The organism is Vibrio mediterranei (assembly GCF_900088415.1).
Classification (GTDB): Bacteria; Pseudomonadota; Gammaproteobacteria; order Enterobacterales; family Vibrionaceae; genus Vibrio; species Vibrio mediterranei.
Genome location: NZ_FLLQ01000011.1, coordinates 1 through 17,205, shown reverse-complemented (window position 1 = coordinate 17,205; position 17,205 = coordinate 1). Strand labels below are relative to the sequence as shown.

General features: G+C 44.2%; 15 protein-coding genes, 1 tRNA gene, 2 rRNA genes and 1 pseudogene. 4 read left to right on the top strand and 15 right to left on the bottom strand.

Annotated elements, in window-relative coordinates:
- Positions 1-6: 6 nt before the first annotated feature.
- Genes gspJ through gspC form a run of 8 tightly spaced genes read right to left on the bottom strand, consistent with a single transcriptional unit; the run spans position 7 to position 7,899 of the window.
- On the bottom strand, positions 7-702 hold the full coding sequence (gspJ, locus tag VME0621_RS22665) for a type II secretion system minor pseudopilin GspJ (RefSeq protein ID WP_062461627.1): 696 nt from the start codon (positions 700-702) through the stop codon (positions 7-9).
- Positions 692-1,048, bottom strand: coding sequence for a type II secretion system minor pseudopilin GspI (gspI, locus tag VME0621_RS22660; RefSeq protein ID WP_062461623.1), 357 nt, complete (start codon positions 1,046-1,048; stop codon positions 692-694). The genes gspJ and gspI overlap by 11 nt, the downstream gene beginning before the upstream one ends.
- Positions 1,032-1,637, bottom strand: coding sequence for a type II secretion system minor pseudopilin GspH (gspH, locus tag VME0621_RS22655; RefSeq protein WP_062461620.1), 606 nt, complete (start codon positions 1,635-1,637; stop codon positions 1,032-1,034). The genes gspI and gspH overlap by 17 nt, the downstream gene beginning before the upstream one ends.
- A gap of 50 nt (positions 1,638-1,687) precedes the next feature.
- Positions 1,688-2,131, bottom strand: coding sequence for a type II secretion system major pseudopilin GspG (gene gspG / locus VME0621_RS22650; protein WP_006073367.1), 444 nt, complete (start codon positions 2,129-2,131; stop codon positions 1,688-1,690).
- Between the two features lie 59 nt (positions 2,132-2,190).
- Positions 2,191-3,420, bottom strand: coding sequence for a type II secretion system inner membrane protein GspF (gene gspF / locus VME0621_RS22645; RefSeq protein ID WP_038223887.1), 1,230 nt, complete (start codon positions 3,418-3,420; stop codon positions 2,191-2,193).
- Positions 3,421-4,914 carry a type II secretion system ATPase GspE gene (gene gspE / locus VME0621_RS22640; protein ID WP_038223889.1) on the bottom strand — a complete coding sequence of 498 codons (1,494 nt, stop codon included), beginning with the start codon at positions 4,912-4,914 and terminating at the stop codon, positions 3,421-3,423.
- A 2-nt stretch (positions 4,915-4,916) separates the two neighbouring features.
- Positions 4,917-6,941 (bottom strand): type II secretion system secretin GspD, encoded by a 2,025-nt coding sequence (gspD, locus tag VME0621_RS22635; protein ID WP_062461617.1) that lies wholly within the window; start codon positions 6,939-6,941, stop codon positions 4,917-4,919.
- Between the two features lie 31 nt (positions 6,942-6,972).
- Entirely contained in the window at positions 6,973-7,899 is a 927-nt protein-coding gene (gene gspC, locus VME0621_RS22630) for a type II secretion system protein GspC (RefSeq protein WP_038223893.1), read from the bottom strand.
- A gap of 291 nt (positions 7,900-8,190) precedes the next feature.
- Between gspC and hslR the strand changes: the two genes are divergently transcribed.
- The 4 genes and pseudogenes from hslR (at position 8,191) to VME0621_RS22610 (ending at position 13,465) form a co-directional block, all read left to right on the top strand.
- Positions 8,191-8,577: a ribosome-associated heat shock protein Hsp15 gene (gene hslR / locus VME0621_RS22625; protein ID WP_062461614.1), complete on the top strand. Its 387-nt coding sequence runs from the start codon at positions 8,191-8,193 to the stop codon at positions 8,575-8,577.
- 15 nt (positions 8,578-8,592) lie between these two features.
- Positions 8,593-9,468: an Hsp33 family molecular chaperone HslO gene (gene hslO / locus VME0621_RS22620; RefSeq protein WP_006073352.1), complete on the top strand. Its 876-nt coding sequence runs from the start codon at positions 8,593-8,595 to the stop codon at positions 9,466-9,468.
- 348 nt (positions 9,469-9,816) lie between these two features.
- A pseudogene (gene pckA / locus VME0621_RS22615) lies at positions 9,817-11,445 on the top strand (phosphoenolpyruvate carboxykinase (ATP)).
- 109 nt (positions 11,446-11,554) lie between these two features.
- Positions 11,555-13,465, top strand: a complete 1,911-nt coding sequence (locus tag VME0621_RS22610; protein WP_062461608.1) for an AsmA family protein — start codon at positions 11,555-11,557, stop codon at positions 13,463-13,465.
- 19 nt (positions 13,466-13,484) lie between these two features.
- On the opposite strand, the gene VME0621_RS22605 is transcribed toward VME0621_RS22610, so the two are convergent.
- From VME0621_RS22605 to rrf (VME0621_RS22575), 7 genes are all read right to left on the bottom strand, one after another.
- The gene (locus tag VME0621_RS22605; RefSeq protein ID WP_006073348.1) at positions 13,485-14,405 is read right to left on the bottom strand and encodes a bifunctional GNAT family N-acetyltransferase/hotdog fold thioesterase; all 921 of its coding nucleotides are present in this window, start codon (positions 14,403-14,405) and stop codon (positions 13,485-13,487) included.
- A gap of 37 nt (positions 14,406-14,442) precedes the next feature.
- The gene (gene dtd / locus VME0621_RS22600; RefSeq protein WP_006073346.1) at positions 14,443-14,877 is read right to left on the bottom strand and encodes a D-aminoacyl-tRNA deacylase; all 435 of its coding nucleotides are present in this window, start codon (positions 14,875-14,877) and stop codon (positions 14,443-14,445) included.
- Positions 14,849-15,796 (bottom strand): virulence factor BrkB family protein, encoded by a 948-nt coding sequence (locus VME0621_RS22595; protein ID WP_062461604.1) that lies wholly within the window; start codon positions 15,794-15,796, stop codon positions 14,849-14,851. Before VME0621_RS22595 ends, dtd begins: the two co-directional genes overlap by 29 nt.
- A gap of 14 nt (positions 15,797-15,810) precedes the next feature.
- Positions 15,811-16,368: an AAA family ATPase gene (locus tag VME0621_RS22590; protein ID WP_062461601.1), complete on the bottom strand. Its 558-nt coding sequence runs from the start codon at positions 16,366-16,368 to the stop codon at positions 15,811-15,813.
- Between the two features lie 260 nt (positions 16,369-16,628).
- Positions 16,629-16,744: ribosomal RNA gene (gene rrf, locus VME0621_RS22585) — 5S ribosomal RNA — on the bottom strand.
- 49 nt (positions 16,745-16,793) lie between these two features.
- Positions 16,794-16,869 (bottom strand) — tRNA-Thr (locus tag VME0621_RS22580).
- Between the two features lie 63 nt (positions 16,870-16,932).
- Positions 16,933-17,048, bottom strand: a 5S ribosomal RNA gene (rrf, locus tag VME0621_RS22575).
- Positions 17,049-17,205: the final 157 nt, after the last annotated feature.

The window sequence follows — 17,205 nt, the reverse complement described above, 5'->3', positions numbered from 1 at the left end:
CTCTCTTCACGAGTTGCCTCCTTGGTTATTACCACCTTGATTCCCACTACCATCTTGATTCCCATCACCATTATTAGGTGCCGATGACGCGTTAATGGTACCTGCAGGAGTCAGGTAAATCCTGGTTATCTCGCCATAATCTTCGAAGGTAAGCTTAATCTCCACAGCTAATGGCAGTGACAAGTCTGCTTGCCACTCTTTAAGCCACGTTTCCCCGTTGTAAAAACGCATGTCAAAGTCTTCTACACCGCTAAAGATAGGGAGAACCACAGGAGGCTCGCCCACAGCCGTGTCAGGGTAGCGCCACCATACTCTTTCTAGTTTGCCCTGTTTTAGTCGATAGCCAACTTTCGCTACTTCACCACGCGGAAATTGATTTTGCGGATTGAGCCATCCTAGACGAGTAAAAAGTAACCCTTTACCTTCAGACTCCAATAAGTTTTGCTGCCACAAGATCAAGCGATTTAACGGTGCCTCTCCCTCGTGTCTAAACTGCCTAAGTGCCATTTGCCTAAAGTCACTATCCAGATAGACAAAACCTCGCTGGATTTCTTGCAAGCGAGCACTGCGCTCCTGCGAGAGTTCGTTACTTCGCTGAACTTGGTTAACCACTTGATAAGCAGCAATACTGAGACTTGCGAAGATGGCGATAGCCACTAATACTTCAATCAGTGTAAAGCCTTGAGAACGCTTACCTATCAACGTAGCTCCTCACCGTCACGATGGGACTGGCTTTTTTATCTAGTGCCACACTCACATCAACAGCTTTAAGTAAATTATCAGATGTTTTTACGGGAGTGACGCTCCAAAACCACTCGCGTCCCGCCAATTTCTCGCTCCCTTTTTGGGCTTTAAGCGCAGACGTATCAAGCATAACCTTGGCCATTTGATTATCCACCACCATTGCAGCAAAGGCCTTGTCTTCTAGATAGTTTAAGGTATTGATATGCTGACTCACGGAACGAATGATCGCAATGGCCGCCGTTGCAAAGATAGCAAGGGCAATCAACACCTCAAGTAGGGTCATCCCTTTAGCGTTTGTTTTCATTCCAATCCTTGTCGTCCATTAGCTGTAACGAACCATTATCTTGGATTTGTACATACCAAGACTGCGCTTTAAGCGCTCGGTTTACAGGCGCTAAAACAAAGGCTCCCGGCGTAATCTCTCCACTGGAAAGAATAAAAACTTGCGGCGGTTTTTCTGCTTTTTTCTTTTTCTCGATGTCAGCAAACATATCTTCATCAAACAAAGTACCAGGTTCAAACAATCGGTCATCATTGCCCCAGACACCATTGCTTAAATCGAGTTTGACAGTCATCTCTTCCGGCAACGTGGTTTCTTCAGGAATCTGATTCAATGACACTCTTTGCCAACCGTCAGCTTGGAGCTCCAGAAACACATACTGCTTTTTATCTTCATCAACTCGTATTCCAAAGTCCTTTCCAGCTAACATGGCCTCTTCATTGAAGAGCTGAAGCCTTTGGAATAAGCGCTGAGCTTGTTGTTTCACTTGTTCGTCTTGCGGCTGAGGTAAGGTCGAAATGACTGCGACGGCACTGATGGATAACAGTACCAATACTAGGAGCACTTCCAGTAAGGTGAAGCCTTGATGATGTTGCCGTATGAGAGAACGCATGACATACCATTGAAAAAGGTAGGGCGAATACTCGCCCTACTGATTACCGATTACTGAAAGTCTTGAATATTCCAGTTGCCAATATCGGCTGCTGCGCCTTCACCACCTTCTTGACCATCAGCACCTAACGTAAAGATGTCGATAGTGCCTTTGTCACCAGGGCTCAAATATTGATAGTCATTGCCCCACGGGTCATTAGGTAAACGACGAATATAACCACCATCACGGTAGTTACGCGGCTCAGGGTTACCCGGCTTAGTCACTAGCGCTTCCAGACCTTGATCCGTAGTTGGATAAACGCTGTTGTCTAACTTGTACATATCAAGCGCATTTTCTAACGCGACAATATCGGTAATGGCTTTTTGCTGATCCGCTTTCTCTTTGTTGCCTAGTAGATTAGGAACAACAAAGCTTGCCAAAATACCTAAGATAACAACAACCACCATTACTTCGAGTAACGTAAAGCCAGCCTGTTTTCTGTTTGTTTTTCTCATTTCTCACTCCAAAGAAAACGCCTCTAGACAGAGGGTTGTGATTTCATTATCTGATTAGATTATCCAGACATTAAATTGTTCATTTCTAAAATTGGCATCAATGTCGCCATTACGATAAATAGTACCAAGCCAGCCATCAGTGCGATTAAGGCGGGAGTAAAAATTCCCAAAGCAATATTTATGGTCGATTCAAAGTTCTGATCTTGGTTATCAGCGGCACGCGTTAACATACTTTCAAGCTCACCACTTTGCTCACCACTAGCAATCATATGCAGCATCATTGGAGGGAACAGTTTGGTTTGTTCCAGTGCTTTACGAAGGCTTGCACCTTCGCGTACATTGTCAGCGGCATTAGACACTTGCTTCTTAGCAAAATGATTGGTCATCACATCCACTGACACCTTCATGCCTTCAAGAATTGGGATCGCGCTCGAGGTACAGATTGCCAATGTTCGAGCAAAGCGAGAGGTATTAAGACCACGTGCTATTTTGCCAATCAACGGGAGATTAAGCACCTTGGTATCCCAACTCATTCGTATTGCTGGTCTTTTCAATGCAGCTTTGAATAGGTAAAACAACACCAGAAATACTGCGACAACGACAATGCCCCATTGCTGCACAAAGTCACTGGAAGAAAGCAAGAACTGAGTCGATTTAGGCAACTCTTGTCCCATTTGGACAAACTGACCGACGATTTTTGGTACCACCGCTGCTAGAAGGAACGCCACAATGGCGACGGCAAACACCACCAGCACCACTGGGTAGATCATTGCTTGTTGTAGTTTGGAACGAAGTTTTTGACGGTTCTCAGCGTAATCAGCTAAACGTTCAAGGATAGAGTCTAGATGGCCCGACTTTTCGCCAGCCGCAACCATGGAACGAAATAGCTCATCAAAGATATGCGGATACTCCGCCAAACTGTCTGACAAGGTATAACCTTCGGTGACTTTAGAGCGTATTGCAGCAAGCATACTGCGAATTCGTGGCTTCTCTGATTGCTCTGAAACCGCTTTTAAACACTCTTCTAACGGCATGCCCGATTGAACTAGCGTCGATAACTGACGTGTAATAAGCGCTAAATCAGGCGTACTGATACCACGCTTAAAGGCTGGTTTTGAGGTTTCACCATTGGCACTTTTGCTCGACTTACCTTTCGCTTCGACAATATCGATAGGAATCATGCCTTGCTCTTTCAGGCGTAAGCGAGCTTGGCGAGCATTATCTCCCTCAACTAACCCTTTTACTTGCTTTCCTTTGGCATTCAGAGCCTTATATTCAAACGCTGCCACTTACGCTTCCTTGGTCACACGCATGACTTCTTCAAGAGAGGTAATTCCATGCTTCACTTTATGGAAACCGTCATCTCGTATACTCGGAGTATGTGAGCGTACTGCTTTTTCAATCGCCTGCTCGCCTGCTTCATCATGAATAAGGGTCTGTACTGTTTCATCAACCATCAAGAGTTCGTGGATACCAGTACGTCCACGATAACCTTTGTGGTTACACTTCTCACAGCCGACAGCTTTATGTAGTACCAGCTCTTCATGCTCGGCCAGCCCGAATAACTGCTTAGTAGCGCCATCCGCTGCATAAGGTGCTTTACAGTCATTACATAAGGTACGGACCAAGCGCTGCGCTAGAACGCCGAGTAGAGAAGAGGAAATCAGAAATGGTTCAATGCCCATATCACGCATTCGCGTAATCGCACCAACAGCCGTATTAGTGTGCAGTGTCGACATCACCAAGTGACCAGTTAATGAGGCTTGAACAGCAATTTGGGCCGTTTCAAGATCTCGAATCTCACCCACCATCACCACGTCGGGGTCTTGACGTAGAATGGCACGTAAACCTCGAGCAAAGGTCATGTCTACTTTGGGGTTAACCTGCGTCTGACCGATACCATCAATATCAAATTCAATAGGATCTTCAACGGTCAGTATGTTGCGCTCATTACTGTTGATCTCTTGCAGACCTGCATACAGAGTAGTGGATTTACCAGAACCAGTTGGACCGGTCACCAAAATAATGCCATGTGGCCTCTTAATCAGGTGTCTAAAGTTTTCATGGTTGGCTGCTGTCATACCTAAACTATGCAAATCTAGCCGCGTCGCGTTTTTATCTAGTAGACGCATCACCACTCGCTCACCATGTGACGATGGCATCGTAGAGACACGAACGTCTACCGCTCTACCACCAATACGCAATGAAATACGGCCATCTTGGGGAACTCGCTTCTCCGCAATATCCAGCTTAGCCATAACTTTGACACGTGATACCAACAGCGGTGCCAACTTACGACTTGGCGCCAACACATCACGCAGTACCCCATCAATACGAAATCGAATCGACAGTACTTTTTCAAAGGTTTCAATATGAATATCCGAGGCGCCTTCTTTGATGGCCTCGCCAAGCATGGCGTTGATTAGCTTGATTATCGGCGCATCGTCATCCGACTCCAACAAATCTTCATCTTGTGGCAACTCCTCTGCTAAAGAGAAAAAGTCATCACTGTCAGCACCAATATCTTCCATTAACTGACGAGCCTCAGACGAGTCGCGCTGATAAGCTTGAGTAAGCTTTGAATCAAACTCCTCAGAAGAAAGAGCATGTAAGGAAAAAGGCTGACGAAACACTCGCTTAACTTCTTGCAATGCATTCAACGCCAGCGGCTCTACATAGTAGAGCACGGCGTCTGACTCTAGAGACTCGAACACTACCTTAAAGCGATTAGCAAAGCTAAACGGCAGGCGAGTCACCAAAGGGCGCTGTTGGATAGTGTCCATAATTACTTCGCTTCTACCTGATCAAAGAATGCTTGAATTTCAGATGGGTAGCGCGTGGTATTATTGAACTCAGGTAATACTGGAATGTAGCCGTCATCCATCAGCTTCAAGCCTTTATCCGCCTTGAATAACTGCTCTGCACGAATGTAGTTATATTTACGCTGAGTGATACCATCAGACGTCATGCCATCACGGATAATCGTCGGCTTAATGAAGACCATGAGGTTCTTTTTCTCAACCGTTGTACTGGTGGAAGTGAACAAACGACCCAGATATGGGATATCCCCGAGGAAAGGAACTTTCGACTCACTTTCAGCGGCACGTTCATCAATCAAACCACCCAATACCAGCATCTGACCATCTTGGATCATCACCGAAGTGTTAAGCTGACGCTTAGCAAAACGCACATCTACCGCACCATTAGCACCAAGAACATTGGAAACTTCTTGCTCAATATTAAGCTGAACCGAGTTACCTTCGTTGATCTGTGGGACGACTTTAAGCTTGATACCTACTTCTTTACGGTCAACCGTTTGGAATGGATTGCTGTTGTTTGAGCCAGCTGTCGAACCGGTCAATACTGGCACTTCTTCACCAACGATAAACGACGCTTCGCCGTTATCCATAACAGTAATGCTAGGAGAAGACAGAATGTTTGAGTTGGAGGTACTGGAAACTGCTGTAATAAGAGCAGTCCAATCGCCAAGAGCAATACCCACAGCAGCACCTTGGACACCGCTGAGTGCGCTAGCAAGCTTGGTATAGTCACCTGTGGTTTTGGTTTCAACGTTGTACGGCGTTCCATCCGCTCTATAACGAGTTTCTGTTGTGGTCTTGTCTTTGGCTTCTTCCATACCAACCATAACATTGCCGATAGAAGCTCCCGTATTGGAAAACTGAACCACACTACCCGCCGAGGCATTACCCCATTGCACGCCAAGGTTAGCGCCATCAACGTCGGCAAGCTCAACAATCAGCGCTTCAATTAGAACCTGCGCACGACGAATGTCTAGCTGCTTAATGATCTCAAGCAGGGCTTTCATAATGTCTGGCGGAGCAGTAATCACAAGCGCGTTGGTATCAGGGTGCGCACTGATCATCACTTCAGAGCGGTTTGCTCCACTGCCTGAGGTAGAGCCAGACTGCTTCTCTTTCTGAAGGTTATCAGACACCCCTTTTAGGACATCCACAAGTTCTTCAGCTTTGGCATATTTCAGATACTGAACTCGGTTGTTGCCTTTGGTCGCCATTTCAACATCAAGCTGATTAATCAAACGGCGCAGGCGTTCACGAACCTTAGGGTCACCAGAAATCAGGATAGAGTTAGTTCGTTCATCCGCCACCAGCTTAGGTTGTAAGAGTGCTGGGGTATTTTTAGCGTCCGTCGTCTTATTTAGAGCATCAACAATACGAACCATTTCTGCGGCCGAAGCGTTCTTTAATTCAACCACTTCAACTTCTTTATCGCCTGCTTGGTCTACACGGCGAATAATATCTGCTAGACGATTAACAACTGCGGCACGACCGGTAATAAGAATGATGTTCGCAGGGTCATAATGAACCACATTACCTGCACCAGCATTATCATTTAGTTGGCGCAACAAAGGAGAAAGCTCTCTTACCGAAACATTCTTCACCGCGACCACACGTGTCACGACACTGTCTCCAGTGACGTTATCGGAATCACCAACTACAGGAATCGCCGAGGTCTTGGCATCTTTTGCTTTGATAACCTTCAAAATGCCATTGTCCATCTCTACGACCGCGAAACCATAGACTTCTAAGACATTAAGAAAAAAGCTGTAATATTGCTCTTCATTTAAAACATCATAGCTACGCACATCGACTTTACCGCGCACTGACGGATCAACAATGATAGTTTTATCGAGGTTGCGTCCAACGATATTGATAAACTCATGTAGGTCAGTTCCTTTGAAACTGGCACTGAATTCATTGGCTGATACCGCTGGCGCAGCCATCAGGCTCCCCATCAATAACCAGGTACTTGTTTTAAGCCAACTTTTCACTTGTTGCTCCCTTGTAATGCCTTACGCATAACTAAAACTGAATGAATATGTCATGTTGTTGCCCGTCACGCTCTACCGTTAAATTGAGTTCGGTAAGCTCGGAAATAGACTGATAAATTTTCCCCATCGCAGCAGGGTCAGTGAGATCGGCACCATTAAGCGCTACGGCAATATCACCATTTTGAAGTCCTACGGCGTTAAACAACTCTGGATCTCGTCCAGGACTGACTCGGTAACCTTTTACCTGACCATCTCTTTTCACTTGGGAAAGTCGGACATACTGAAAAATCTGTTGTGGATCTTGAGTGATCGTTCTGCGAATTGCTGTCAGCTTTTCTTCTGAATTAATAGGATTATTTCCCGCAATATTGGAGGCAGCGACTTGTGGTGCCGTCTTCAACTCAAGTTTTTTGTATTCTAAGCCTTCTAACATCACCGTCTCATCACGTCCGGAGTTGGAAATAATGATTCGGTCAATCATCACGGCGCTCACCGTCGCTCGCGTGCCTTCAATCTGTTCTCCAATCCCATACGTACCTTGCTTGCCACGATTGGCAACCACCGCAAGACTCAAGTTAGGATTACTGCTTACTACCGAGCCTACTAAAACCACATTCAGCCGTGTTTTAGGTGCATCAGTCACCACTGGCGCCTGCACTACTTTTTGCTCGCGATTGTACTGTCCAAAGATATTGGCTTTGTTGATATCGGAAGAGTGTAAATTATTAGATTGAGTTTGCGCTTGGTTATTAACAGCAACGGGCGCAACCCATTGACTGACAGAATGAGTTTGAGGAAATAATTGCCACAGTAAAACGCCGGCAATCCATGCGGACACCGCTAACATGATTAGAGTAAGCGTTAGGCTAATTTGAGATTGATACTGCAGACAACGACGAAAAAATGAAGATATAGAAGCGGTGTTGATACTCGCAGCCGATATGGATATTCCTTTCACTCTCCTAACTTCCTGCCCTACTAAACATTTACTGACTGTGTAATTAATTGTTATTGCTAAATTATCAGCAATCGTTTTTTGTATGGTTAATCATCTGACTATAGCATATCTATTATGACTGTAGTGCAATCCGCAGAATGGGGTTGAAATAATTAGATCTAAACTCCATTTAGAGGAATATTAGCATGATAAACCTATCAGCAGCTCTCCTCAATTTGTCAGTAATTACTTAAAACTGTCAGGTTATTGAACACAAGAGCACTGGTATTGAGTTAGATAGCAGGATTCAGCATGAGTTCCGAAGAAAAAGCCGTTCGCCTCGACAAATGGCTGTGGGCCGCCCGCTTCTACAAGACAAGAAGCATCGCTCGCAACATGGTCGATGGTGGCAAAGTCCACTATAATGGACAACGTTCTAAACCAAGTAAAATTGTAGAATTAGGCGCTGTCATCGCCCTCAGACAAGGCAATGAAGAAAAGACAGTGACTATTGAGCGTATTTCAGATCAACGCAGAGGTGCACCGGAAGCCCAAACTCTCTACTCCGAAACATTAGAGAGTATTGCCAAACGAGAAGATAACGCGTTGCGCAGAAAACTGAATGCTCACAACCCAAGCCCTGAGCGTCGACCTGACAAAAAACAGCGTCGCGACATTATTAAGTTTAAACATCAATAAGCTGGAGTTTCCTAAATGGCTAACAACACATTAAATCGCTACCTCTTTGAAGAGCTATCAGTGCGCGGAGAGCTCGTGCAATTGGATAGCGCCTATCAGGAGATACTATCCAGCAAAGAATACCCAGCTCCACTGCAAACTCTTCTAGGTGAGTTGCTTGTTGCGACAAGTCTACTAACTGCTACGTTGAAGTTCGAAGGTTCAATTACCATGCAGTTGCAGGGTGATGGCCCAGTTTCCTTAGCGGTGATTAATGGAGACCACAACCAAAAACTACGTGGTGTTGCTCGCTGGGAAGGCGATATTGCTGATGATGCTTCAATCCACGATATGATGGGTAAAGGCTACCTAGTTATCACCATTACTCCAGATCAAGGTGAACGCTATCAAGGCGTTGTCGGATTGGAAGGTGACAATTTGTCAGAAGTGCTAGAGGGCTATTTCGAGCGTTCTGAGCAGTTGAAGACTCGTTTATGGATCCGTACAGGTGAAGTTGATGGTCACAAGCATGCAGCAGGTATGCTGCTTCAGGTTATGCCTGATGGTACCGGTTCACCAGAAGATTTCGAGCATCTAGAGCAGCTAACGAATACTGTAAAAGATGAAGAGTTATTTGGTTTAGAAGCCAATGAATTGCTCTACCGTCTATATAACCAAGATAAAGTACAGCTATTCGAACCAAAAGAAGTGGAATTTTTCTGCGGTTGTTCACGTGAACGTAGTGGCGCAGCTATCGTCACTGTCGCTCAGGAAGAAATTTTTGACATTTTGGCTCAAGATGGCGAAGTTGCCCTGCACTGTGATTACTGCGGTTCAACCTACGCGTTTGACGAGCCAGAGATCAAAGCACTTTACGCAGATGCCCAATCGGATAACAAGACCGTACACTAATTTTTAGAGTGTAAAAATGAATAAAAGCCAGATCAGATGTGATCTGGCTTTTTTTGTTCGTTTTATTTAACAAATACGCAAATTATTAATGCAAATGCACTAACAAAAGACGTAAATCATGTGTTACATTTGATCTAACGCAAAGGTTTGCTTTGGGGAGAATTAGCCTAATTTCAATATGTGACAAAACACTTAAAACCATCAATAACTGATGAATAATTTTTGAACTATATCCCTGTTTTCTCGGGTCTCCGTTGCTAGCATGGAGTTCAAAATAAAAAACAAATAATAAATAACGAATTACAAAAAAATTTTAAAATCCCTACAAAAATCCAATAAGGAGCACCTATGACCGTTATGGACATTAATAAGGCTGCACAAATCGATCTTACCAAGTACGGAATCACTGGCGTAACTGATATTGTACGCAACCCAAGCTACGAACAGTTATTTGAAGAGGAAACTCGCGAAGGTCTAGAGGGCTACGAGAAAGGCGTAGTCACTGAACTTGGCGCCGTCGCTGTAGATACGGGTATCTTTACTGGTCGCTCACCAAAAGACAAATTTATCGTTAATGATGACACCACTCGCGACACCATGTGGTGGACATCCGATAAAGTTAAAAATGACAACAAACCTATGTCTAAAGAGGCATGGGGTGACCTCAAACTACTCGTTACAGGTCAACTTTCTAACAAACGCTTATTCGTCATTGACGGATATTGCGGTGCGAACCCAGACACTCGACTCTGCATTCGTATTATCACAGAAGTGGCTTGGCAGGCTCACTTCGTTAAGAACATGTTCATCCGTCCAACAGAAGAAGAGCTCGCTACGTTTGAGCCAGACTTCGTTGTCATGAACGGTGCTAAGTGCACTAACCAAAAATGGGAAGAACAAGGACTCAACTCTGAAAACTTCACTGTATTCAACCTAACAGAAAGAATGCAGCTTATCGGCGGTACGTGGTACGGCGGTGAAATGAAGAAAGGTATGTTCGCAATGATGAACTACTTCCTTCCTCTAAAAGATATCGCATCCATGCACTGTTCTGCGAATATGGGCGAAGAAGGTGATGTGGCTGTCTTCTTTGGCCTATCAGGTACGGGAAAAACAACGCTATCAACCGATCCAAAACGCGCACTGATCGGTGACGATGAGCACGGTTGGGATGATGACGGTATATTCAACTACGAAGGTGGTTGTTATGCGAAAACAATCAACCTTTCGAAAGAAGCTGAGCCAGACATCTACAACGCGATTCGTCGAGATGCACTACTAGAGAATGTTACTGTTCGCAACGATGGTTCTATCGACTTTGATGATGGTTCGAAGACAGAGAACACTCGTGTCTCGTACCCACTTCACCATATCGAAAATATCGTGAAGCCAGTATCGAAAGGTGGTCATGCGAACAAAGTCATCTTCTTGTAAGCAGATGCGTTCGGTGTACTTCCACCAGTTTCTAAATTGACACCTGAGCAAACTAAGTACCATTTCCTTTCAGGCTTTACAGCGAAGTTAGCGGGTACTGAACGTGGCATTACAGAGCCAACACCAACATTCTCAGCATGTTTCGGGGCAGCATTCCTAACACTACACCCAACTAAGTACGCAGAGGTTCTAGTGAAGCGCATGGAAGCAGCTGGCGCGGAAGCTTACCTTGTGAATACTGGTTGGAATGGCAGTGGTAAACGTATCTCGATTCAAGATACACGCGGTATCATTGATGCGATTCTAGATGGCTCTATTGAACAAGCAGAAACGAAGAGTATTCCTGTGTTCAATCTAGAGGTACCGACTTCGCTTCCAGGCGTTGACCCAACCATCTTGGATCCAAGAGACACTTATGTAGATCCACTACAATGGGAGAGCAAAGCCGAAGATCTAGCGAAACGCTTTATCAATAATTTCGACAAGTATACTGATAATGCAGAAGGTAAGTCATTGGTAGCCGCTGGCCCTCAATTGGACTAATTGTTAGATAAACGTTCAATTTTTTAACTCTAGCCCCTCTTTTTGAGGGGCTTTTTCGTGTTTTTCACGCTAAATTATTGTTTATGTTGGAAGGTAGGAAAATAACTTCGTGATAAGAAAGATAATTGCGCTTTGGATAGCATTGCTTGCACTTGGCTTACTTTCAGTTTTGATCGTTTTTGGTGTCTTGCATACACAGTATGCCAAACCAATTATCACTTATGCTCTGCAGCAAACATTGAACATAAAAGTGGATAGTGAGGCGATAAGTTATCACTACCCTAATAGAATCGATTTTTCGAATGCCAACTTTTCAAAAGCTGAGCACGATTCCATTAGTGTCAACAAACTATCGGTGTGGTTTTCACTACCAACGTCGACTTCTAAGTGGCTACACATTAACGAGTTGTATGTTAGTGGTGCCAATCTATCAAACCTTACGCTGGGCCTAGATGCATTAGCTGATTACCAGATCAACAACATCGCTCTCGATCATGTGGATTATTCTGGACACAACGTGATCATCAATGATCTGCAGCTCCAACTAAGAAACCTAGAGGTAAGAACATCAATCGAAAGTACTAGAGCAGACTTTCAAGTTCGTGCTTCCCAGCTCTACTATCAAGGTGAAGCTATTAATGAGCTTCTCCTTGATGGTTCTCTTGCTGGCGACAACACGAAAATCTACGGCGCCTCATTCACATGGAAAGAGGCGCTAGTCACCACTCAAGCGCAAATTGAGAATGGTCATTGGTCTTTAGTCAACACCACTATCAATAAGCTAAAATTTGATTTGTCAGAACTCAGCCAGGGACCGTTAAGTACACTCACATCTGTGATTGGCCATATTAACAGTTTGGATCTTTTAAACTCTGATATTACCTACCAAGGAGCGCATGCAGAAAACGTCAGTGCGTCGTTAGAAAACATCGACCTCACTCGCTCGATATGGACACAAAGTCAAGCGTATCTCTCACTCGATGCTGACAAGCTTCAATGGCAACAGTTTGATTTCATTGAGCCGACTCTAGAACTCAGCTTTTCACCAAATAAACTCGACATCAAAGATCTCGATACCAACCTTGAACAAGGTCGGATTCAAATAGCAGGTACGTTAACTCCAAATTCAATAGCATTGGACAAAGTCGATTTAGATGGCATCAAGTATTACCAAGAACAACAAAATCACTCTTTAACGGATCTATTTACTCACTTGCATCTCAGCGATCTCAAACAACTCTCTATCGACTCGCTGAATATCAACCGTAGTCAATGGATTCAACTTGCTCGAAAGCCTTATTGGCAAGTCACAGGTCTAAACCTACAAGCTGAAGATCTACTTATCAAAAAAGATTATCGCTGGGGCTTTTGGCAGGGAAGCGCTATTGCGTCAGCCAATAGCGCTAGTATCGATAAAACAATCGCCAACCAAGTAGCCGTTGAAACCAAAAGTACTGATGGAAAATGGCAACTCAACCGACTGTTTATCCCTTATGACAGTGGATACATCAGCGCCTCTGCAGAGCTTGACTTTGCTGCGCCAAGTCAGCCTTTACGAATTGATGCTGAAGCTTACTCAGCCCCTGTCGAGCTACTCAATTACTTAACTGACAGTAAGCAAATACAAATTTCTGGCTTAGCCGATGTGGCGCTGTCAGTAAATGCTCTTACGGCAGACAAGTTATCGTTACAGCACACTTTATCGGGCTCCCTTGAAGCCAATTTCTACAACACTCAGATGACAACTGAAGAAACAGATACTAATAACGTTTCTCTGTCGCCATTTAAGTTAAATGCAGATAGAGGGCAGCTGACCCTTGCCGCATTCGAGGTCTCGAGCCAAGAATGGAATGGGAAAGCAGAGAACACTATCGATCTAAGAAAGGACCCACTACGTTCACTTCAATTAACATTGCACTCCGAGTGCGACTCTCAATATCATGTTGAGTTGTTGACTGGTCACATTGAGCTTGAAGAAGTGGAATGTGCAGTTCAAAAAAAGCAGCAGGTTCAACCATAACCTGCTGCTATTAAGATTGTTATGTGGAAAGTAGCGTGTCTTTATAGTTTGGTAGCAGCATATAAGTACCAACAAACTCGACGGCAGGCACATCTCCACTGTAGATCGTAACATTGATGATGATGCGCGCCTTTCTACCAGTTGCCAATCGGTCTAAGTCGCCACTGATACCATCAAGAGAAGTCACCGATACTGGACTCATTTCTACGGGATGACGATAGCGAATGCTACTGTCTGCCAACACGATATCAGCATGTAAACCTCGCTCACGCATCAAGAGCCATGTCATCCCCCATCCTGTTAATGTCGCAAGAGTAAAAGCAGAACCTGCAAACATGGTATTGTGTGGATTGAGGTTAGGATTTAGTTGGGCGCCACATTCAAAGCGGTAACCGGTATATTGGTTAATCTTAATACCCATTTTGTCACTGATTGGTATCTGTTGCTCCCAACGCTCTTGCAGCTCAGCACACCATTCAGGTCTTCTTAATACTTTAGCCAAAGGGTCAAGCTGTTTAACCATTTGTAGGTGACGAACAGGACCTTTCTGATCATTAAGTTCACCTTGGCTAGTAAATCCATTTTTCTCGTAGAATGAAATTGCATCTTCGCGGGCATTACAAACTAGGCGCTTCACCCCTTCTTGACGTGCAAATGATTCCAATGCTACTAAAACAAGAGAGCCCATCCCTTTATCACGGCGATTGCTTTTTACCGCCATATAACGAATTTGGCCTTCGTTATCAGGCGTAATGTATAAACGTCCGATAGCCATAGGTCTTCCTCGACCATCCACTATCATACGGTGATGACTCATTTCATCGTATTCATCACGTTCAGAACCGACTGGTAATCGCCACGGCTCTCTTAGCATCTGCCATCTAAATTGGTAGTACTTAGCTAACTGGTTGTCAGTTTTCGGAGTAATAAGCTTAAACATAGATATCCTTTCGCATGCAAACTAATGCTCTACTCGATTATACTTGTAGCCAGAAGGTAACAGGCCCATCATTGACTAATGATACTTTCATATCAGCAGCAAAACGGCCGCGTTCAGTCGGTAAAACTTCAGAACAATGATCTGAAAAGTAATCATAAAGACGCTCTGCATCAGTAGGATGAGCCCCTCTCGAAAACCCAGCTCTTGTTCCCTTCTTAGTATCCGCAGGTAGGGTAAACTGCGATACGACTAAAACACTACCACCGACCTGTTTGACGTTGAGATTCATTTTTCCGTCTTCGTCTTCAAAAACACGGTATGTCGTGACTCGCTCGACCAAACGTTTTGCTTTCGCTTCATCGTCGTCTTTTTCTACACCAAGTAGCACTAATAAACCTTTACCGATCTCTCCGACGACTTCGCCGTCTACTTTTACCGCCGATTCACTCACTCTTTGAATTAGTGCTATCACTTATGGTTTCCTTGTTATCATGCGTTTCAGTCACAGCTTCAGATTGTAACATGCCCGAATCGGGTAGCCAGTGTTCTTTCTCCCCCATCGCAGCCGTGAACTCCGCACCGATAAGTACAATAAACCAACATAAATAGATCCACAGGAATAAAATTGGTATCGCCGCTAAAGCACCATAGATAAGCTGATATGACGGAAACTGCGTGATGTAATAAGCAAACCCCTTTTTGCTTATTTCAAACAATAAGGTAGCGACTATTGAGCCAACAACAGCATGACTGAAGTGTACTTTTTTGTTTGGAACTAACATGTACAGCCCGATAAACGCAAAGAACGCCATTATTGCTGGTAACCATGCGATGAAGAGGCTAAAAGCACCGCTAACCACATTATGTTCTAGAGCTTTCAAAGAGGTCACATAAGAAGTACCAACTATACTTGCGCCGATTAAAATTGGTCCAAGGGTTAGTATCATCCAGTACATGGAAAATGAAAAAACCATGCGGCGTTTAACTTTGACACGCCAAATATAGTTGAGATTCTTATCAATATTAGAAATCAACATGAGTGCCGCGATAAATAAGAAAGCACTACCTATTGCCGTCATTTTACCGGTATTTGATACAAACTCGACTAACGCAGAGTACACAGCATCTCCGGCAGCAGGAACAAAATGCTGAATAATGAAGTCTTGAAGCACTTCTCCTGTATTAGAAAAAACAGGAAATGAGGACAGTACGGAAAGCAGTACCGTCAAAAGAGGGACGATTGATAGCAAAGTGATATAGGCAAGATAACCTGCATTCACATTAATCCTATCGTGAGACATTCTTTGGGCTAAATAACGGGAGAAATTTAAGGTTTCTTGCCCAACAAATAACAGTCTCTTAATAACCACATCTGGGCTTTTGATTGGCATCTAATTAATCCTTGCTATGCTGTTTGGCCCAAATGAGCATAAGACTCGGCCAAAACAAACTCTACTCGTTGCTCTAGTTTTAAAAAAGGCACTGATATACAGCGGTATCCTAGAGACTGGTATTGTTCTATCAATTGTCGATGAATCTCTAATGCTTCTTCAAATGGATAAGGTCGAACGTCATCTTGAACGTATGTCGCAGTGTTAGGTTCGCAAGTAAAAGCTAGAGGCTGATATCCTAGCTTAGCTTGTTCCATTACTCTTGGCGGAACCGGTTCGTTTCCAAAGGTTAAGTAGGCACATATATCCGGAATAGCACGATCCAAAAAGCTCAGTTGATCGCTTGTCGACGCTACCTGCTTTTGATTCATCATATCCTTAAAGCATAGTTCAGCAAAAGCAGCTAATTGATTCCAAGGAAGTATTCCATTTTCTAGTTTCGACTGTTCTTCAATAAGCTTTCTCGGTACTTCTTCAAACGTCTTACAATCACGAGCGGCTAAAGCATCAAGCAGTGTTGTCTTACCAGACCCTGGCCCGCCTGTAATAATAAAGGGACTATGTCGTTCCATCGTAATCTTGCTAGTAGGTAAAGATAGTAACGAGTCTAACACTGTTTTAATGTGATAAAAGATGGCAGTTTGAAGAAGATGGACGGAATTAAATAATAAATCCAAACATTACTACAACTGTAGCGAAAGGAAATAAGTAACAAAGCACTATAAGTAAATGCGGAAACGTGGAATTAAAGCTTGGCAATATCCTACGGTGCGACGATCTGCAAGCAACACATACGAAAACGCCCCAGCAAATGCTGAGGCGTGGAAATAAAGCTTGGCGATGTCCTACTCTCACATGGGGAAGCCCCACACTACCATCGGCGCTATTGCGTTTCACTTCTGAGTTCGGCATGGAATCAGGTGGGTCCACAATGCTATGGTCGCCAAACAAAAATCTTGCTTGGGTTCACCTTGCTCTGCAAGATGACTCTAAATACTGGTGCTGATACCCAGACTCGAACTGGGGACCTCATCCTTACCAAGGATGCGCTCTACCACCTGAGCTATATCAGCATAGTGGTTGCCCTTCAGGACTAAAAAAGCCCGTCTTTTCAAACGGGCTCTTTCAAATTTAAAGCCTGGCGATGTCCTACTCTCACATGGGGAAGCCCCACACTACCATCGGCGCTATTGCGTTTCACTTCTGAGTTCGGCATGGAATCAGGTGGGTCCACAACGCTATGGTCGCCAAGCAAATTCTTAATTCGGAAAGCTGTTATTGTGTTCTCATACACATTCAATTTGTTCTTGCTTTGAGTCCATCAAAACCCTTTGGGTGTTGTATGGTTAAGCCTCACGGGCAATTAGTACAGGTTAGCTCAACGCCTCACAACGCTTACACACCCTGCC